The organism is Bacteroides sp. 14(A), from assembly GCF_000526555.1.
In the GTDB taxonomy this organism is placed as follows: domain Bacteria; phylum Bacteroidota; class Bacteroidia; order Bacteroidales; family Bacteroidaceae; genus Bacteroides; species Bacteroides cellulosilyticus.
On record NZ_JAGH01000004.1, the window covers coordinates 41287 to 60913 of the forward strand.

The following is a 19627-nucleotide window of genomic DNA, read 5'->3' on the forward strand; positions in this document are numbered from 1 at the left end:
TGGATATAGTATTGCGTTATAAATAATAGATGTATAGATGAAGAAATTAAATATTATACTGCTGTTTTTATTGCTCTTCATATCTTGTAGTAATGAGGATGCTGGCAATTTGGTGACAGATGACGTGACTCTGGAATGTTCGCCGGAAAAGGTGGAAACATCAGGTGCTGGCGGAGTGTATACGCTGGACGTTACTTGTAGCGACAGTGAATGGACTGCTTTAGCCAGTGATGATTGCAGTTCATGGATCGCTGTAAAAGTGGCCGGTTCGCTTAGCAGCAAAGGAACGGCGACTGTTACCGTAAGTGCGAATACAAGTAAGGATTCCCGCAACGGCTCTGTTATCATTAAATCCGGAGCGAAGCGCGTTGTGATACCTGTGACGCAAGGGGCTCCAATGTCTGTCTCGCAGCGTGAGATATACTCTAATTCTCGTGGCGAGAACTTCACATTGTCCGTTGTGACCACGGGCGACTGGAGCGTAACGTTTAACGATAGCTGGATAAAGGTCGAAAAGAAAGATAGCAAGACAGTGAGTGTCACGACAGAACCCAATGAAAGCAAGACTTCCCGGAAGGGAACTTTGGATATTGTTTCGGGTGCGGAGAAGATTACGGTAAGCGTCGCTCAAGAGTCGGCAGAAGACCGTGAGATAAATACGCCCGAAGGATATCGCCTGGTTTGGCACGATGAGTTTAACGAAGGCGCTACTCTTGGCACCGGCTGGACCCACGAAGTGCAAAAGCCCGGTTGGGTGAACAATGAACTTCAGGAATATGTAAACGGTTCGGTAAGCGGTAAACGCGTAACGGAATTGGTAGATGGTAAACTGAACATCAACTGCTTTAAAGCTTCAGACGGCAAGATCTATTCGGGGCGTGTTTACGCTAATGTAAATACGGGATGGCTTTATGGCTATTTTGAAGCTCGTATCATGCTTCCCAAAGGCAAGGGTACTTGGCCTGCTTTCTGGATGATGCCGGTGGGCAATAATTACTCTACTAATCCTTGGCCGGGTTGTGGTGAAATTGACATCATGGAAGAAGTGGGCGTTGATGCGAATATCGTGTCGTCTTCCATTCATTGCGCGGCTTACAATCATACCATAAATACTCAGAAGACTGCATCTCGCAATATTGGTACGGCAGAGTCAGAGTTCCATGTCTATGCTTGTGAGTGGACACCCGACTATCTGAAATTCTTTGTAGATGGAACAGAATTGATGACATTCAAGAATGAAGGTTCCGGCAAAAATGTGTGGCCGTTCACTTATGCTTTCTATCCCATTCTCAACCTTGCATGGGGCGGTGATTGGGGAGGATATAAAGGTGTAGATGAGAGCGCCTTGCCTATAACGATGAAGGTGGATTATGTACGGGTATTCCAAAAGAAATAGTGTAACTAATAAAATAATCGTAATGAAAACTAAATATTTCCTTTTTATTTTTCTTCTTTGCTTCTTTTTTTCTTGTGCCGAAGAAGACAATATGGTAATTAGTAATGAAATGTTGACGGAGTCATCGTTACAAATGGAACAAGCCAAGATCGCTATTTATGCTATGGGACTTGACACAACATTTATTTCTGAATGGGACAGGTATTATGTTGTTGAAGAAGATATATTGGTATGTAAAGATAGCGTGAATTTATCTAGAACTCTTACCAGACAGTATAAAACGACTTACCATGTGGCTAATTTTCAGACAATCACTATTGGTGTTGATAATACTATCGCTTCAAATACTAATTGGAGAGAGGCTGTGCAAGAAGTCATTGTATTGTACAATAAATATACGGGATTAAAATTTGTATATACGGAGGATGATCCAGATATAAAAATTTCTAAAAAATATATTTCAGGAACAAATGTATGTGCAAGTGGTGTGTTTCCTTCATCTTCAAGAAAGCCAGGGGAAGCGATAATCATTAATAGTAATTTTTTTAAAGATATAGATTCTTTTTTATCTTTAAATCAAAAAATATTTTTATTGGCGCATGAGCTTGGACATAACTTGGGATTGCGGCATACTAATGGTGGATCTGAGGGTGCGGCTGGAGTAGGTTTAATTCAAATACCAGGAACGCCTACTACTGATTCAGACTCTTTTATGAATGCTGGCACATGTGGTAATTCTTGGACTAAGTTTTCACATTATGATATAGTTACTTTTAACTATCTGTGGCCTAAAGCTCGATATACAGTTTCTTTTGCAAATAATTGTTGTCCTTCAATAACAGTTGAAGTAGGCAGTCTATTAGAACGCTCTATTGCTCCTGAATCTGATTATCAAATCTTTTCCGGGTGGTATGAAGATAGAGAGCTAACCATTCCGTGGAATTATGGAAAACGAATCACGGGTAATCTTTATTTGTATCCAAAATGGAGATATAGAACATCACCATTAGTTACTTATCGAAAGGAGTCGTATAGTACTAGCCAGGTGTCTTTTACTTTGGAACAAACTACAGGGGTTACTCTAACAGGACAAGTTCGTCGTGGGTTTAATGAGTGGTGGGAAATTACTAAATATGGTGGTGATACTAATATAGCTGTTGGAAGGTCATCAACACTGATTAAAGTTATGTATGTGAACCAATGTATTCAAACTCCTAGTACTGCTGAATCTTTTGAGCGTACAGAGAAACTAGTGCTGGAGGCTGGAACTTATTGGTTATCTGCTTCCTTTCCATTGGGGTTAGGACCACAAAATGGAGCTTTTTTGAAACATGGAACTACAGTGGCTATGGTAAAATATTGATGTATATAAAATAACCTTGTATGAAAATAGTTAGATTGTCATTATTTTGCTTGCTTTTACTTCCTTTTGTCTCTTGTACGCAAGTAGCAAATAAAGGTAGTGATGCGGCAACCGAGAAAAAAGTAGAATCTCTCCTGTCTAAGATGACCCTTGAGGAGAAAATCGGTCAGATGAACCAGATTTCCTCTTACGGTAATATCGAGGATATGAGTGCTTTGATTAAGAAAGGTGAAATCGGTTCCATCTTGAATGAGGTGGATCCGGTGCGTATTAATGCGCTACAGCGCGTGGCAATGGAAGAATCCCGGTTGGGTATTCCTTTATTGATAGCGCGTGATGTCATTCACGGGTTTAAAACAATTTTCCCTATTCCCTTGGGACAAGCGGCTTCGTTCAATCCGCAGGTAGCGAAAGACGGTGCACGGGTAGCAGCTATTGAAGCTTCGTCTGTAGGTATTCGGTGGACTTTTGCGCCAATGATTGATATTGCCCGCGATCCTCGCTGGGGACGTATTGCCGAAGGGTGTGGTGAAGATACGTACCTTACTTCCGTAATGGGAGCTGCTATGGTAGAAGGTTTTCAGGGAGATTCGCTGAATAGTCCTACTTCAATTGCAGCTTGCCCTAAACATTTTGTAGGTTACGGTGCAGCCGAAGGAGGACGTGATTATAATTCCACGTTCATTCCCGAACGTCGTCTGCGCAATGTTTATTTGCCGCCTTTTGAAGCTGCCACCAAAGCGGGGGCAGCCACGTTTATGACTTCATTTAATGATAATGATGGAATCCCTTCTACCGGGAATGCTTTTATTTTGAAGAATGTACTCCGTGATGAGTGGGAATTCGATGGTTTTGTTGTGACGGACTGGGCTTCTGCCAGCGAAATGATAAGCCATGGTTTTGCAGCCGGTTCAAAAGAAGCGGCAATGAAATCTGTGAATGCAGGAGTAGATATGGAAATGGTGAGTTACACTTTTGTGAAGGAACTGCCGGAATTAGTGAAAGAGGGAAAGGTGAAGGAAAGCACTATCGATGAGGCTGTTCGTAATATTTTGCGTATCAAGTATCGTTTAGGATTGTTTGATACTCCTTATGTAGATGAACAACAAACATCTGTCATGTATGCTCCTTCTCATTTGGAAGCAGCTAAGCAAGCCGCTGTTGAATCGGCTATTCTGTTGAAGAATGATAAGGAAGTGTTGCCGTTACAACCATCTGTGAAAACTGTTGCAGTGGTAGGACCTATGGCTAATGCACCTTATGAACAGTTAGGTACTTGGATATTTGATGGTGAGAAAGCTCGTACTCAGACTCCGTTGAACGCTATTAAGGAAATGGTTGGCGATAAAGTACAGGTGATTTATGAACCGGGACTAGCATATAGTCGTGAGAAAAATCCGGCAAGTGTGGCTAAAGCAGCTGCCGCCGCTGCACGTGCAGATGTCATTCTTGCTTTTGTGGGTGAAGAATCTATTCTTTCGGGTGAAGCTCACTGTTTGGCTGATCTGGATTTGCAGGGTGATCAGGGAGCTTTGATTACAGCTTTGGCTAAGACGGGTAAACCTGTAGTGACTATTGTGATGGCGGGTCGTCCGTTGACTATCGGTAAAGAAGTCGAAGAGTCGACTGCTGTTCTCTATTCATTCCATCCGGGCACAATGGGCGGTCCTGCATTGGCTGATTTGCTTTGGGGGAAGGCTGTGCCGAGTGGAAAGGCGCCGGTCACTTTCCCGAGGATGGTGGGACAAATTCCTGTGTACTACGCTCATAATAATACCGGACGTCCGGCTACACGGAATGAAGTGTTGCTGAATGATATTGCTGTTGAGGCAGGACAGACTTCACTGGGCTGTACTTCCTTCTATATGGATGCGGGTTTTGATCCCTTGTTTCCGTTTGGTTATGGCTTGTCGTACACCACATTTAAGTATAGCAACATCAAACTGGCGTCTGATGTACTGAAAAAAGATGATGTGCTGACAGTGACATTCGATCTGGAAAATACCGGGAAATATGAAGGAACGGAAGTAGCTCAATTGTATATACAAGATAAGATTGGTTCCGTGACCCGTCCGGTGAAAGAACTGAAACGTTTCACTCGTGTGACATTGAAGCCGGGTGAGAAGAAAAGCGTTTCGTTTGAACTCCCTGTTAGTGAACTTGCATTTTGGAACATAGATATGGCTAAAGTTGTGGAACCCGGAGACTTTGGGCTTTGGGTGGCAACGGATAGTCAGTCCGGAGAAGAAGTTTTCTTCAAGGTAGTAGACTGATTGGTGATTTTAAGGTTAAAGTAGAAGAGGGGCGGTCCGTGATGGTTCGCCCCTCTTGATTATTTTATTTTTTGACACTTAAATAGAATTCATGGTTATTTTATACGTTTATAACCGTAAACAGCATTAGCGCCCAGTTCTTCTTCGATGCGAAGCAACTGATTATATTTTGCCATACGGTCGGAACGACTCAATGAACCGGTTTTGATTTGTCCGCTATTGGTGGCAACGGCGATGTCGGCAATCGTAGCGTCTTCCGTTTCCCCGGAGCGATGGGAGGTCACGGTAGTGTATCCGTGGCGGTGAGCCATTTCGATGGCATTCAATGTTTCGGTCAGGGAACCGATTTGGTTTACTTTAATTAGAATAGAGTTGGCACAACCTTTTTCAATACCCATGGCCAGGAAATCAACGTTAGTAACAAAAAGGTCGTCACCTACCAACTGGCAACGGTCGCCGATGCGGTCGGTAAGTTTCTTCCAGCCTTCCCAGTCATTTTCGCTCATGCCGTCTTCGATAGAGTCGATGGGGAATTGGTTGATAAGTTGTTCCAGATAGTCAATCTGTTCGTCAGCTGTGCGTTTCTTGCCTTTCTCGCCTTCGAACTTGGTATAATCGTAGATTCCGTCTTTATAGAATTCAGAAGAAGCGCAGTCCATGGCAATCATTACATCTTTGCCCGGTTCGTATCCGGCAGCTTTGATGGCGGCAATAATACTGTTCAGGGCATCTTCTGTACCTTCCAGATTTGGTGCAAAACCGCCTTCGTCACCTACAGCAGTGCTCAGACCACGATCTTTCAGTACTTTCTTTAAAGCGTGGAATACTTCGGCACCCATGCGCAGACCTTCACGGAAGGAAGTTGCACCTACAGGGCGTATCATGAATTCCTGGAAGGCAATAGGAGCGTCACTGTGTGAACCACCGTTGATGATATTCATCATCGGTACGGGCATTACGTATGTATTGGTACCACCGATGTAGCGGTACAGGGGTATATCGAGATAAGCGGCGGCAGCTTTTGCTACGGCGAGGGATACGCCGAGAATAGCATTTGCGCCCAGATTTGATTTCGTTTTTGTTCCATCCAATGCCAGCATGGTATGATCGATGCCCATCTGGTCGAGGGCTGACATTCCGACAAGTTTCGGAGCGATAATATCATTGATGTTTTCTACAGCTTTTAATACACCTTTGCCTCCATAGCGTCCTTTGTCGCCATCACGGAGTTCCAATGCTTCGTGTTCTCCCGTAGAAGCGCCGGAAGGAACGGAAGCACGGCCCATAAAGCCTGATTCCAACATTACATCTACTTCCACTGTGGGATTTCCTCTTGAATCGAGGATTTCACGTCCGATAATCTTTTCTATTTTCATAATTATGATATTATTTGTAATTATTTTAAATAGGAAACAAGAAGCAATCGGTTTTTGTTCAGAATATAGTTGTGTTTAGTGATTAGTGGTGAGTGATAAGTGATTAGTGCCGACTGCTCCTCCCGCCAATGCAGCCAATATTCCCAACGTGATGCTGATTAAGGTATATGCTATAAATGTTCCATAGAAACCACCTTTCAGCAAGGTCAGACCATCATTGGAAAAAGTAGAGAAAGTGGTGAATCCACCGCAGAAACCGGCTGTCAATAACAGACGCATTTCGGGTGAGAGATTAAAACGGGCGGAAAGGGCATAAAACAATCCGATGAGAAAACTGCCGAAGATATTGACTGTAAATGTTGCCCAAGGAAAGGAATAAGGGATGATCCGTTCGTGCAGTAGTTCCTGCACATAGTAACGGAGCACACTGCCTGTTCCGCCACCAAGGAAAATGTATATCAATTCTTTCATTTTTATTCTGTTATTATTCCGATAATGCCTGCAAAGGTACAATTTTTCATTTATATCGGGTTTATATTCCGGTTTTTCCCCTTAATGCTTAAAAATCAGAAACTAAACCAGTTATGCAAACGTTTGCCGGTAAATCATCTATATTTTCATTTTATTCCTTCGTTCACATGTCATTTCATCCTTATATTTGCATCACGATTATAATTCTCTAAAATAATTCAAATCATGAAAAACATGAAAGCAATCAAATTGTTCTGTCTCTTGCTCTTTTTGTTTGTAAGCAATTGGGCAATGGCTGAGAGTATCACCTCGCCGAACGGACAACTGCAACTGAACTTTTCAGTGAACGCACAAGGTGAACCGATCTATGAACTTTCCTACAAAGGAAAAGCTGTTATCAAACCTTCTAAACTCGGCTTGGAACTGAAAGATGCTCCGGGACTGATGAATGGATTTACACTGGCAAATACCCAAACTTCCACTTTTGATGAGACTTGGGAGCCGGTGTGGGGTGAAGTGAAACAAATTCGCAACCATTATAATGAGATGGCTGTAACGTTGAACCAGAAAGCGCAAGATCGCAATATGATCATCCGCTTCCGTCTGTTTGATGACGGTTTGGGTTTCCGTTACGAATTTCCTTTGTCTAAGAACCTGAATTACTTCGTTATCAAGGAAGAACGTACTCAGTTTGCCATGACAGGCGATCACACAGCTTTCTGGATACCGGGTGATTATGATACACAGGAATATGATTATACAGAATCTAAGCTTTCTGAAATCCGTGGCTTGATGGATGGTGCGATCACTCCTAATTCTTCACAGACTACGTTCTCTCCGACGGGTGTACAGACTTCTCTGCAAATGAAAACAGCTGACGGTCTTTATATTAACTTGCATGAGGCTGCTTTGGTGGATTACTCCTGTATGCATCTTAATCTGGATGATAAGAATTTTGTATTCGAATCCTGGCTTACCCCTGATGCAAAAGGAGATAAAGGATACCTGCAAGCTCCCTGTAAGTCTCCGTGGCGTACGGTTATCGTAAGTGATGACGCCCGTGATATTCTGAATTCCAAACTGACGTTGAATCTGAATGAGCCTTGTGCTTATGAAGATGTTTCCTGGATTAAGCCGGTGAAATATGTAGGCGTATGGTGGGAAATGATTGCCGGAAAGAGCACTTGGGCTTATACCGATGATCTGCCTTCTGTAAAATTGGGTGAAACGGACTATACCAAAACTAAACCTAACGGACGTCATGGTGCTACCAATGAAAACGTAAAACGTTATATAGACTTTGCAGCTGAAAATGGACTTGATCAAGTGCTGGTAGAAGGTTGGAACGAAGGATGGGAAGACTGGTTCGGTCATTCTAAAGATTATGTATTTGATTTTGTAACTCCATATCCTGACTTTGATGTAAAGATGTTGAACGCTTACGCTAAAAGTAAGGGTGTGAAATTGATGATGCATCATGAAACTTCGGCATCCGTACGCAATTATGAACGTCATATGGATAAAGCCTACCAGTTTATGGTAGACAATGGTTACAATGCAGTGAAGAGTGGTTATGTAGGCAATATGATTCCTCGTGGAGAGCATCACTACGGTCAGTGGATGAACAACCATTATCTGTACGCCGTGACTAAAGCTGCCGAGTATAAGATTTGCGTAAATGCCCATGAAGCTGTGCGTCCTACCGGACTTTGCCGTACTTATCCTAACCTGATTGGTAACGAGTCTGCCCGTGGTACGGAATATGAGGCTTTTGGTGGCAGTAAACCGTTCCACACTACCTTGCTTCCATTTAATCGCCTGATTGGTGGTCCGATGGATTATACTCCTGGTATCTTCGATACAAAACTTGATTTCATGGGCGATCTGCCTCATGGACAGGTACAGACCACTCTCTGTAAGCAGTTGGCTCTTTACGTGACATTATACAGTCCGTTGCAGATGGCTGCCGATTTAGTTGAGAATTATGAGAAGCACATGGATGCTTTCCAATTCATCAAAGATGTAGCGGTAGATTGGGATGATAGTAAATATCTGGAAGCGGAACCGGGTGATTATATTACGGCAGCTCGTAAGGCGAAAGGAACGAATAACTGGTTTGTAGGTGGCATCACAGATGAGAATGCACGTACTGCTAACTTTACTCTGGATTTTCTGGAACCTGGCAAGCAGTATGTAGCTACTCTTTATGCTGATGGTAAAGATGCTGATTACAAAGAGAATCCGACTTCTTATCAGATAAAGAAAGGTATTGTGACCAGTAAGACTAAGATGTCTGTGAAGTTGGCACGTAGTGGTGGCTTTGCCCTGAGTTTGATTGAGGCTACTCCGTCAGACAAGAAGGTTGTGAAGAAATGGAGATAGATAAGATTCATCGGAAACTCTCAGATTGAGAGCTACTCTAAAATTAGGGTAAAAAGAGGTTTTTATTAGGCATTAGGTAAATAAGGGGTGCACTTCAAAATTTGAAGTGCGCCCCTTTCTTTTTTCTTTGTATGACTTCTTGCTGAGTTTCTTAACTCAAGGGCCCAGGTTTGTTGCTGCAAAATAGAATCGATGCTTCCACAACTTAATAAGACGATTGAGCAAGAACTTGATGGTATGGCTTGATTACCCCTGAAATGGGAGGCTTTGCATTGACTCGATGGTTGCAGATAATGCACTGAATTATATCATTTGTCACTAAATTGGAATAAACTTTAGAAGTCTTGTGATGTAACAAAGTTTGTCCTGTTTTCAAGGTATTAAGAGCTTGTTTCCAAGAAGTTAAGAGTTTGTCGACAAAGAGTTAACTTCCTGTCGACAAACTCTTAACTTCTTGTAAGTGACTAATTCCCAGAGTGGTTTTAAAGTGCCTTTGTCGTTGAGGTAATGAGCGAAATAGTGTTGAATAAAATTCCTTATTGTCTGGTGTGTTAATCATAGCTTGTATAGGGCTACACCTTTTGCCGCAAAGGGTGTAGCCTTACATACAAAAGGGTGTAGTCATCCGGGGTAAATGGTGTAGCCCTTTTGGAAGTGCCCTTACAGGTACTTGTGGATAGGATTAAATGATATGATTAGAATTATTTTTATTAAACACTTTGTTCTTTCGAAAATCCCCCTTATCTTTGTGCCCATTAAACGAACGATTAATAGTATATTTTGTTCTATTAAGTCTTTTGTTTACAGTATATTAGAAGTCGAGAACTGTGCTTTTTCAGCAAAATCAGCTTTTCCAGTCTTCAAAAGTGCCTGTTTGCACTTCCTGCGATAGGGAGTCTGAATTTAGGCCGTTGAACGTAGCAAATTCACCATCACGGATTTACGTTTTAACCGGAAGGAATTTTCATTCCCCGGTGTCCCCAAGAAATATCCAGACGAGAACAGTTAATCATTCATGAGCTCTCAATCTTCCATTTTGAATTCTGAATATCATTGGTATGCTTTGCGTATCACCTATAGCCGGGAACTCGTTTTGAAAGAGTTTTTGGACAAGAATAATATCGAAAACTTCATTCCTATGCGTTATGAATATGTAACGCGGAAGGAGCAACGTATTCGTAAACTCGTTCCTGCCATACATAATCTGGTTTTCATTTATTCCACTCGTAAGAAGATTGACGAAATTAAGGAGGAAAATGCTGTTCTTCTACCTCTTCGCTATATCATGGATCGTGAGACGAAGCAGCCGATTATTGTTCCGGAAATCCAAATGCGCCACTTTATAGCCATTGCCGGCTCTTACGACCAACAAGTAATTTACTTGCCGCCTACGGAATATTCCATGCAGAAAGGAGATCGTGTCCGCATCACCGGTGGAGTTTTCGAAGGTGTCGAAGGTATATTTGTTCGTGTAAAAGGTGATCGTCGGGTAGTTGTTTCTATTCAGGGGGTTATGGCAGTAGCTACCACTTTTATTCATCCCTCTCTTATTGTTCCGATAACAGAAGAATAATTCATAATTCTGCACATTGTACTTTGTTACTTATACGCTTTGTAATTCATAATTTGTAATCTTAATTATATGAAGTCTCAAATCGATGCTTTGCGTCAACTCACGCATGAGCTTCTTTATCTTGGCATGGATGGTGAACCCATTTATGCGGATCGTTTTCGTCAACTAAATTCAGATGTTTATAACCAGGCGGAAGCCTTGTATCAGAAAAAAGCTCGGAATGATGAAGAAGAAGCGACTCTTTGTATTACTCTCTTGAAAGCTTATAGTGCTACGATTTATGATCGTGGCGATAAAGGAGGAAAAGTTCAAATACTGCTTGATCGTAGTTGGGAGGTTCTGAATAAAATATCTGATTCTTTGTTGAAATGCCAATTGTTGGTGGTTTGCTATGGAGAGACATCCGATGAGGAGTTGGCGAAAGAAGCACGTGCGATTATGAATGGTTGGGGTGATTCTCTAACTGTTGAACAACAAGAACTTCTAAATGAATTTATTCCCTAATATTTGTCCATAGTTTTATATGAAAATTCTTGTTACGGGGGCTGCTGGTTTCATTGGCTCGTATGTTTGTAAACGTCTACTTTCTCGTGGAGATGAGGTGGTAGGGCTTGATAATATCAACAGCTATTATGACGTCAATCTGAAGTATGGACGTTTGGGTACTTTAGGCATTGATAAAAATACAGTTGATTGGTATAAATTTGTCCAAAGTAATACATCTGAGCAGTTTCGGTTTGTTCGTATAAATCTGGAGGATAAACAGGCGATGAGAATGCTTTTTGCCAATGAGTCTTTTGACAAAGTTGTAAATTTAGCGGCTCAGGCTGGAGTACGTTATTCAATAGAAAATCCATATGCATACGTGGAAAGCAATATAGATGGTTTCTTGAATGTATTGGAAGGTTGCCGTCATTACAAAGTGAAGCATTTGGTTTACGCTAGCTCCAGTAGTGTTTATGGATTGAACGGAAAAGTTCCTTTTTCTGAAAAAGATAGTATCGCACATCCTGTAAGCCTTTATGCAGCGACAAAGAAATCAAATGAATTGATGGCTCATACTTATAGCCATTTATATGGCATTCCTTCTACTGGTTTGCGCTTCTTTACAGTTTATGGCCCTTGGGGGCGTCCGGATATGTCACCTTTCCTTTTTGCAGATGCCATGTTACACGGGAGGTCAATAAAGGTTTTCAATAATGGTGATATGTTGCGTGATTTTACTTATATTGATGATATTGTTGAAGGAATCCTTCGGGTGATAGATCATATTCCTACTTCTAATCAGGATTGGAGCGCTCAAAACCCTGATCCGAGTTCTTCCACTGCTCCATATAAAATATATAATATAGGTAATTCTCATCCAGTGAAACTTATGGACTTTATTCAGGCAATTGAAGAAGCTATTGGACATCCTGCAGAGAAAATATATCTTCCGATGCAACCGGGAGATGTTTATCAGACAAATGCAGATACTTCGGCTTTGCAGAATGAGTTAGGATTTAAGCCTGACAAACCTATTAAAGAGGGAGTTCAGGAAACGATAGACTGGTATCGTTCTTTTTATCAATTGTAATCAAAAGTAAACTAAGATAATATGAAAATAGCAATCGTTGGTACCGGCTATGTCGGTTTGGTGACAGGTACCTGTTTTTCGGAGATGGGGATTGACGTAACTTGTGTGGATGTGCAGGACAGTAAGATAGAAAAACTAAAGAAAGGTATTATTCCCATTTATGAGCCGGGCTTGGAAGATATGGTTCATCGTAACTATACTGCGGGTCGTCTGAAATTTACAACGGACTTGAAGGAGTGTCTGGATGATGTAGAGGTTGTGTTTAGTGCTGTTGGTACTCCTCCTGATGAGGATGGCAGTGCTGATTTGAAATATGTGGTGGAGGTAGCGCGTACCATTGGCTGTAATATGAATAAGTATGTGCTGGTTGTGACTAAGAGTACGGTTCCTGTGGGGACTGCACAAAAGGTAAAGTCTGCCATTCAGGAAGAACTTGACAAGCGTAATGTAAAGATAGAGTTTGATGTGGCTTCCAATCCCGAGTTTCTGAAAGAAGGTGATGCGGTAGATGATTTTATGAAGCCCGACCGTGTGGTAGTAGGTGTGGAGTCAGAAAAGGCTAAGGCTATAATGGAACGTCTTTATAAGCCTTTTATGATGAATAACTATCGGTTGATATTTACTGATATTCCAAGTGCCGAGATGATAAAATATGCTGCTAATTCTATGTTGGCTACACGGATTAGCTTTATGAATGATATCGCTAACCTCTGTGAACTGGTTGGTGCTGATGTAAATATGGTTCGCAAAGGTATTGGTGCGGATAGTCGTATTGGCAGTAAATTTCTGTATCCCGGTTGTGGATATGGTGGTTCTTGTTTTCCGAAAGATGTAAAGGCGTTGATAAAGACTGCTGAAAAGAACGGTTATCCGATGCGTGTGTTGAAGGCCGTGGAAGAGGTGAACGAGAAGCAAAAGAGTATTCTTTTTGAGAAATTATTGAAACATTATAATGGAGACTTGAAAGGTAAGCAAATCGCTTTATGGGGTTTGGCTTTCAAACCTGAAACGGATGATATGAGGGAGGCTCCGGCATTGGTTTTGATTGATAAGTTGATAGAGGCTGGTGCAAGCGTGAAGGTCTATGATCCGATTGCGATGGATGAATGTAAACGTAGGATAGGAGATAAGGTTGTCTATGCTACGGATATGTATGATGCGGTGCTGGATGCGGATGCGTTGTTGCTGGTGACGGAGTGGAAAGAGTTTAGGATGCCGAGTTGGGGGGTACTGAAGAAGACGATGAAGAAGGCAGTGGTGATTGATGGAAGAAATATATATGAGAAGTCTGAATTACAAGAGTTAGAGATTGTTTATGCTTGTATTGGTAGATAGCTATGGTTGATGGCTCATTTGTGTAATTTGATTTTTGTGTAAAATATTGTTAGAATTTATACTATTTGTGGAATTAATGTTTGTAGGCAGAGGTTTGGTAGAAGACATATTGTATAGAATGCTTGTAAGGAAAGTGATATTGCTTAATTTTTATGATAGGAAAAATTAAAAATATCTATAAGTATAATGAGAATGCAAAAGTTTTGGTAAATAACTTTGTTTTTCTTATTTTGTTGAAAGCTGCAAGCTTTATATTCCCATTAATAACATTACCTTATTTGTCTAAAGTAATAGGAGTTGAAAAATTTGGAGCAATAGCATTTGCTGCGGCTGTTATGACTTTTGTTGAGACAATTACTGATTGGGGATTTAACTATACAGCTACTCGTGATGTAGCAAAATGTCGTGATGATTTGCAACAAGTGTCTCGAATATTCAGTGAAGTTATGTGGTGTAAAATAATATTGACCACTATTTGCTTCTTTGTTTTATATTTGCTGTGCAATTGTATTCCTTATTTGGGAACTTATAAAAATCTTTTGTTCTTTACTTTTGCTTATATTCCTGGACATATCTTTTTCCCTGAATGGTTGTTTCAGGCTTTTGAACGTATGAAATATATTACAATATTGAGTCTTTTATCTAAATTGGTATTTACGATATTGATATTTGTATGTATTAGAAAGGATGTGGATTATATTTATCAACCTCTTCTTAATGCAGCAGGGTTTGGTGTCAGTGCATTTTTTGCTTTTTACATCATATTGAATAAGTTAAAAGTGCATTTTCTTATTCCCTCTCTCAATAGTATATATATGAGATTGAAGAGTAGTGTTGATATGTTTATTAGTTTGATTTTTCCAAACTTGTATACTAGTATGTCTACAGTTATTTTACAAACTTATTGTGGAAATACTGCTACGGGAATCTATTCTGGAGGGCAAAAAATGCAGAGTATAATAGATGAGTTTACTAAAGTTTTGTCAAGAACATTTTTCCCCTTTTTAGCTCGTCGCAAGGAAAAACATTATATATATGTTTGGATCAGTGCTATTATTAGTGTTTTGTCTTGTGTTCTAATGTTTTTGGGGGCTGACCTGTTTGTTGAGTATTTGTTAACGCCGGAATTTCATAATGCTGCTGTAGTAATTCGAATTTTTTCAATTTCTCCATTTTTTTTGTTTTTAATGAATACCTATGGTACTAATTATTTGGTTATTGTTGGTAAGGAAAATATACTTCGTAATATAATTGTTGGATGCTCTGCTTTAGGATTTGTATTAACTTGTTTTTTTACTATTCAATTCAGCTACATAGGTGCATCTATTACAGTAGTTTCAGTTTGGGGAATTCGAGGGATGCTGACGTATTATTATGCAATAAAATGTAAGAAAAATGGTTAATTTATTGATAGCAGGAGATTTTTGTCCTAATGATCGTGTGGCTAGATTAATAGAGCAAGAGGAATATTCAGATATATTAGGTGAGATAAAGCCTATAATTGCTCAAATGGATTATTCATTGATAAATTTGGAATGTCCTATAGTAGAATGTCCAATTAAACCCAAAGAGAAGCAAGGACCTAATTTGAAGGCATCTCAGTTAGCAGTTAAATTGATTAAATATGTTAATTTTAAATGTGTTACGCTTGCTAATAATCATTTTCTTGATTATGGAGATGAAGGAGTGTCTCATACATTAAATATTTTGCGATATGAGCATTTGGATTTTGTAGGAGGGGGCGAGGATTTGTCGAGAGCTTCTGGTATTTTATATAAAGATATAAATGGGAAAAAAATTGCTTTTATAAACTGTTGTGAACATGAATTTTCTATAGCTACAGAGCATTCGGCTGGCGCTAATCCTTTGAATCCAATACAACAATATTACGCGATTGTAGAAGCGAAAAATAAAGCTGATTATGTAATTATAGTTGTTCATGGTGGGCATGAATACTTTCAATTACCCAGTCCTCGTATGCAAGAAATATATCGCTTTTTTGTTGACATAGGTGCAGACGCTGTAATTAATCATCATCAGCATTGTTATAGTGGTTATGAGGTGTATAAAGAAAAGCCTATATTTTATGGGTTGGGTAATTTTTGCTTTGATAAAAATACTCAAAGAAATTCTATTTGGAATGAAGGGTATTTAGTTAAATTAGTACTGGATAATAAAATTCATTTTGAACTTTATCCATATATTCAATGTAATGATACTCCTAATGTTGTTTTAATGAAAAAGGATCGTGTTGATGATTTTTACTCTTCGATAAAATGCCTTAATGAAATAATTGCTGATAGTTGTAGGCTAAAATTGGAGCATCAACATTGGATGAAAGAGAGAGAGGGTAATTTGAAATTGGTGCTTTCTCCATATTCGAATCGTTGGTTTCGAATAATGGCAAGTCGAGGCTTATTACCAATGTTTTTGTCGAAAAAACGAAAATTGTCTTTGTTGAATTTTATTTACTGTGAGTCACATCGAGATAGAATTGTTTATCTGTTAAATGAGGGTGAAAGGAATGAATAGGTTTTTGAGAGGAATAAGGCGTCCTCATTTATTGTGTAATTATTTGATAAAGAAGATGTCATGGCTGTTTACAGATAAAATGTATTTACGACTTAGATTTTATTGTGAATTGGGATATTGGCTGGATTTTAATAATCCAAAGACTTTTAGTGAGAAACTTCAATGGCTCAAATTATATGATCGTAGACCTGAATATACAATAATGGTTGATAAAATAGAGGTCAAGAAGTATGTTGCGGAGAAGCTAGGACCTGAATATATTATTTCAACATTAGGCTTTTGGAATACGCCTGATGATATTGATTTCGAGGCTTTACCAAATCGATTTGTATTGAAGTGCAATCATAACTCTGGAGGGCTATATCTTTGTCGAGATAAAAGCACAATGGATGTTGAGGCGGTTAAGAAAAAGTTGCGTAAGAGTTTGCGCCAAAACTATTACTGGTTAGGGCGTGAATGGCCTTACAAATATGTAAAGCGACGTATTCTTGCTGAAGAGTATATGATAGATGAAAATAAAAAAGAATTGGTTGATTATAAATTTTTCTGTTTTCATGGAACTCCTATGTTGTGTCAAGTTATTTCTGATAGAAGTGAGGACGAAAAAATAGATTTCTATGATATGAACTGGAAAAGGCAGAATGGATTGATTGGGTTATCTTCTAATGTACGTAATGCTGAAGTTACAATGCCAAGCCCACATTCATTTGAACAAATGAAAAGAAATGCTGCTATTCTTTCGTGTGGTATCCCTTTTTCTCGCATTGATTTTTATGAAATAAATGGTCGTTGTTATTTTGGTGAAATCACATTATATCCTAATGCTGGCTTTGGAAAATTTCGTCCAAATGAATGGAATGAAGAAATCGGCAAATGGTTAAAATTACCTTCGTTGAAGAATAACAAAGTGAAAGGAGAGGTCGTAAACTAAGATTTGTTTACCAATGAAAATGCCGAAAAATGGTACTAATGTATGGATATGGATTCTGTTTTTATTGATAATACTGTATCAGCTGAAAGGAGTATTGTATCCAGAAGGAATTATAAGTGTAGGAATAGCAATGTTAGAGTTGCTTCTATGTTTTTTCTTTTTTTTAGGAGTTATTTTATCTAAACATGTTCCCAATATAGCTTTTTCTCTTGTTCTTTTAGTAGTTGTTGTTACTATATCCTTCTTATTTTCGCCTATGGTTTTGTATGGTTCAATAATTGGGAAAGTAAGTACATTCCCTATGTATAGAAATATCATTGGTGCTGTTCTACCTTTTTTCCCATTATATTATTGGGGCCGTAAAGGAGAGATAGGTGAAGGGATGTTGAAAACTTTCTTTTTTTGTGTGTTTGTTGTTACAATACTGGTTTTTATACGGGGAACGTTCCTTGCTGTAGATGAGAAAAATGCGGATACGACAATTAATGAAGCATACCGTTTTGTGTTCTTATTACCTTATGTTGCAATGCTAAAAAAAAAGTGGGCATTCATGTTTGTTGTTTTATCGCTTATTCTTATTCTTTTAAGTGCTAAACGAGGGGCATTGCTTGCTTATAGTATTGGTTTGGTAATCTATGCATATTACTTTCTAAAGTCAAATAAACATTTTGTTCGGAATATTATTATATTATTGTTAGTATTTACTTTAATAGTGTATATTGGTATAGAGATATATAATAATAATCCTTATTTGCAATTACGATTAGAAGATACATTGGAAGGGAATACTTCTTCACGAGATTATTTACTTGTGAAAATGCTTTCTCATTGGTGCAATAGTAATAGTGTCATGGATTACTTTATAGGAATTGGCTTTTGTCAAAGTGTTTGTATTGCTGGTAATTATGCTCATAATGATTGGGTTGAATTTTTGATAGGTATGGGTCTCATAGGAATAGTGATTTACTTCTTTTTCTATCTGTCTCTTTTTAGATATTTTCTTTTTAGGAAAAAAATATGTAATCTTTCTTCGTTTTCATTGATAGTGTATATGCTTTTTTTGACATCTTTATATTCAATGGCTTTCTTTAATGAGCCATCTTGTTTTTGTTTCATATTATTGGGATATTTGGCCGGAAAAAATGAATATCAGAGGTGTCTAGTTAGATGTTGATTTTCATCATATTTTATGTTCTCGGTTATAGATGACTGAAATATTACTATTTTTCATCTGTATGTGAGGCATCATTTTTTCCATCCGGTCTCTTATGATCCTTCATTAGTGAAGAATTCTCAAGATTAGAACACTAAGTTACAGTAATTGCTCCACAGAGTATTATGAAAATATTGATTTGGAGGAAAAATAGCATTTTATCATATTATAATGAAGCATGTGTTATCCTATAAAAGTAGTTGGAAAAAAGATATCTCATATTGATATTATACGTCTTGATTAGAAAATGAATTGTTTATTGGCAAGGAATGAAATATAGAATTGGTTATTTTGATTCGGCAAAAGGATTTGCTATATTTTCAGTTGTATTAGCTCATTTGAATACATTTTTAGATTGGAAAAATCTTCTTTTATCCTACGTGGTTCACAGCTATTTTATGTCGTTGTTTTTCTTTATAAGTGGCTATTTCTGTTATAGAGAGGTTCCGTTTCTACAGTTTTCTTTCCTTAAAGGGAAAATAAAGCAGTTGGTGATACCTTATTTGACGACTTGTCTGTTGGTGTGTTTTTTTTATTCATTATTATTTCAAACTAATTTACTTGATAGATACTTATTGGACTCTTCTAAAGGGGGGATATTGGTTCTTGTTGACTTTGTTTACATATTATTGCTTCTATTTATGTGTAAATAGAATTGCGCAGCTATTTAAGAAAGAGATTCAGAAGAAAAGTATATTTGTAATATTAATTATATTATTGGGAGTGGGGATTGTTTTTGTTACTTCTTCTGTTTCTGTACAAATATCATATTTACTCTCTCTTCCAGAACTAAGACGTTTTTTTCTGTCTTTTTCATTCGGTCTTATTGTAAGTTGTTTTGCATCCCATTTTAATGTTTGGAATAACAAAACTACTATATTGAGTGGCATTCTGTATTTTTCTATAATGCTGATGAACTATGATGATAAAACTTGTATAGGCTTTGTTTTATGGTTGACGGTATCTAATCTGGCTTGTCTGTTTATCATTAATATTTTTCGTCTTTTGGGAGATAATGTTTCGCGTTTGAGAACTTATGGAAATAACTCATTGGGTATTTATTTATATCATTATATATTCGTCTACTTTCTAAAATATTTTTTGCCTTCCTCTTGGTTTTATGGAACTTCTACTTGGGATATTATACTAATATTTTTATTGTTTTTTATATTTTCCATCATAGTACTAGAGTTAAGTTTATTACTC

At 38.5% G+C, this 19627-nt stretch carries 15 protein-coding genes; 13 read left to right on the forward strand and 2 right to left on the reverse strand.

What is annotated here, in order from left to right; all coding sequences use genetic code 11:
- The first annotated feature begins 37 nt into the window (after nt 1-37).
- The 3 genes from K429_RS0119100 to bglX are packed head-to-tail and all read left to right on the forward strand — an operon-like array spanning nt 38 to nt 5032.
- Nucleotides 38-1396: a family 16 glycosylhydrolase gene (locus K429_RS0119100; protein WP_029327714.1), complete on the forward strand. Its 1359-nt coding sequence runs from the start codon at nt 38-40 to the stop codon at nt 1394-1396.
- Between the two features lie 22 nt (nt 1397-1418).
- Nucleotides 1419-2759 carry a M57 family metalloprotease gene (locus K429_RS0119105; protein WP_029327715.1) on the forward strand — a complete coding sequence of 447 codons (1341 nt, stop codon included), beginning with the start codon at nt 1419-1421 and terminating at the stop codon, nt 2757-2759.
- A gap of 20 nt (nt 2760-2779) precedes the next feature.
- Nucleotides 2780-5032 carry a beta-glucosidase BglX gene (gene bglX / locus K429_RS0119110; protein ID WP_029327717.1) on the forward strand — a complete coding sequence of 751 codons (2253 nt, stop codon included), beginning with the start codon at nt 2780-2782 and terminating at the stop codon, nt 5030-5032.
- 95 nt (nt 5033-5127) lie between these two features.
- Here bglX and eno read toward each other — a convergent pair whose 3' ends face one another.
- Together eno and crcB are read right to left on the reverse strand one after the other, a co-directional pair.
- The gene (gene eno / locus K429_RS0119115) at nt 5128-6408 is read right to left on the reverse strand and encodes a phosphopyruvate hydratase (RefSeq protein ID WP_007212838.1); all 1281 of its coding nucleotides are present in this window, start codon (nt 6406-6408) and stop codon (nt 5128-5130) included.
- Between the two features lie 75 nt (nt 6409-6483).
- Nucleotides 6484-6879, reverse strand: coding sequence for a fluoride efflux transporter CrcB (gene crcB, locus K429_RS0119120; protein ID WP_007215538.1), 396 nt, complete (start codon nt 6877-6879; stop codon nt 6484-6486).
- A gap of 225 nt (nt 6880-7104) precedes the next feature.
- Here crcB and K429_RS0119125 point away from each other — a divergent pair, with 225 nt between their 5' ends.
- The 10 genes from K429_RS0119125 to K429_RS31315 all read left to right on the forward strand — a co-directional run bounded on the left by K429_RS0119125 (nt 7105) and on the right by K429_RS31315 (nt 19074).
- A complete protein-coding gene (locus K429_RS0119125) occupies nt 7105-9261 on the forward strand; it encodes a glycoside hydrolase family 97 protein (protein ID WP_007212840.1) in 2157 nt (718 codons plus the stop codon).
- A 1015-nt stretch (nt 9262-10276) separates the two neighbouring features.
- A complete protein-coding gene (locus tag K429_RS0119130; protein ID WP_007212841.1) occupies nt 10277-10834 on the forward strand; it encodes a UpxY family transcription antiterminator in 558 nt (185 codons plus the stop codon).
- Between the two features lie 69 nt (nt 10835-10903).
- Entirely contained in the window at nt 10904-11338 is a 435-nt protein-coding gene (locus tag K429_RS0119135) for a UpxZ family transcription anti-terminator antagonist (protein ID WP_029327719.1), read from the forward strand.
- A 19-nt stretch (nt 11339-11357) separates the two neighbouring features.
- Complete coding sequence (locus K429_RS0119140) at nt 11358-12410, forward strand: NAD-dependent epimerase (protein ID WP_029327720.1); 1053 nt, start codon at nt 11358-11360, stop codon at nt 12408-12410.
- A 21-nt stretch (nt 12411-12431) separates the two neighbouring features.
- Entirely contained in the window at nt 12432-13745 is a 1314-nt protein-coding gene (locus K429_RS0119145) for a UDP-glucose/GDP-mannose dehydrogenase family protein (RefSeq protein ID WP_029327721.1), read from the forward strand.
- A gap of 152 nt (nt 13746-13897) precedes the next feature.
- Nucleotides 13898-15148 carry a flippase gene (locus tag K429_RS0119150; protein WP_007212845.1) on the forward strand — a complete coding sequence of 417 codons (1251 nt, stop codon included), beginning with the start codon at nt 13898-13900 and terminating at the stop codon, nt 15146-15148.
- The gene (locus K429_RS0119155) at nt 15141-16277 is read left to right on the forward strand and encodes a CapA family protein (protein WP_007212846.1); all 1137 of its coding nucleotides are present in this window, start codon (nt 15141-15143) and stop codon (nt 16275-16277) included. Before K429_RS0119150 ends, K429_RS0119155 begins: the two co-directional genes overlap by 8 nt.
- A 55-nt stretch (nt 16278-16332) precedes the next feature.
- The gene (locus K429_RS0119160; protein WP_229093782.1) at nt 16333-17208 is read left to right on the forward strand and encodes an ATP-grasp fold amidoligase family protein; all 876 of its coding nucleotides are present in this window, start codon (nt 16333-16335) and stop codon (nt 17206-17208) included.
- Nucleotides 17209-17221: 13 nt separating this feature from the next.
- Nucleotides 17222-18382: an O-antigen ligase gene (locus K429_RS0119165; RefSeq protein ID WP_007212848.1), complete on the forward strand. Its 1161-nt coding sequence runs from the start codon at nt 17222-17224 to the stop codon at nt 18380-18382.
- Between the two features lie 308 nt (nt 18383-18690).
- The gene (locus K429_RS31315) at nt 18691-19074 is read left to right on the forward strand and encodes an acyltransferase family protein (protein ID WP_044096986.1); all 384 of its coding nucleotides are present in this window, start codon (nt 18691-18693) and stop codon (nt 19072-19074) included.
- Nucleotides 19075-19627 lie beyond the last annotated feature (553 nt).

Bases quoted from the DNA above. Each gene is read 5' to 3' on its own strand.
- K429_RS0119160 (WP_229093782.1), top strand. From the start codon at position 16,333: ATGTCATGGCTGTTTACAGATAAAATGTATTTACGACTTAGATTTTAT.
- K429_RS0119125 (WP_007212840.1), top strand. From the start codon at position 7,105: ATGAAAAACATGAAAGCAATCAAATTGTTCTGTCTCTTGCTCTTTTTG.
- bglX (WP_029327717.1), top strand. From the start codon at position 2,780: ATGAAAATAGTTAGATTGTCATTATTTTGCTTGCTTTTACTTCCTTTT.
- K429_RS0119135 (WP_029327719.1), top strand. From the start codon at position 10,904: ATGAAGTCTCAAATCGATGCTTTGCGTCAACTCACGCATGAGCTTCTT.
- K429_RS0119130 (WP_007212841.1), top strand. From the start codon at position 10,277: ATGAGCTCTCAATCTTCCATTTTGAATTCTGAATATCATTGGTATGCT.
- eno (WP_007212838.1), bottom strand. From the start codon at position 6,408: ATGAAAATAGAAAAGATTATCGGACGTGAAATCCTCGATTCAAGAGGA.
- K429_RS0119150 (WP_007212845.1), top strand. From the start codon at position 13,898: ATGATAGGAAAAATTAAAAATATCTATAAGTATAATGAGAATGCAAAA.
- crcB (WP_007215538.1), bottom strand. From the start codon at position 6,879: ATGAAAGAATTGATATACATTTTCCTTGGTGGCGGAACAGGCAGTGTG.
- K429_RS0119145 (WP_029327721.1), top strand. From the start codon at position 12,432: ATGAAAATAGCAATCGTTGGTACCGGCTATGTCGGTTTGGTGACAGGT.
- K429_RS0119105 (WP_029327715.1), top strand. From the start codon at position 1,419: ATGAAAACTAAATATTTCCTTTTTATTTTTCTTCTTTGCTTCTTTTTT.
- K429_RS0119155 (WP_007212846.1), top strand. From the start codon at position 15,141: ATGGTTAATTTATTGATAGCAGGAGATTTTTGTCCTAATGATCGTGTG.
- K429_RS31315 (WP_044096986.1), top strand. From the start codon at position 18,691: ATGAAATATAGAATTGGTTATTTTGATTCGGCAAAAGGATTTGCTATA.
- K429_RS0119165 (WP_007212848.1), top strand. From the start codon at position 17,222: ATGAAAATGCCGAAAAATGGTACTAATGTATGGATATGGATTCTGTTT.
- K429_RS0119100 (WP_029327714.1), top strand. From the start codon at position 38: ATGAAGAAATTAAATATTATACTGCTGTTTTTATTGCTCTTCATATCT.
- K429_RS0119140 (WP_029327720.1), top strand. From the start codon at position 11,358: ATGAAAATTCTTGTTACGGGGGCTGCTGGTTTCATTGGCTCGTATGTT.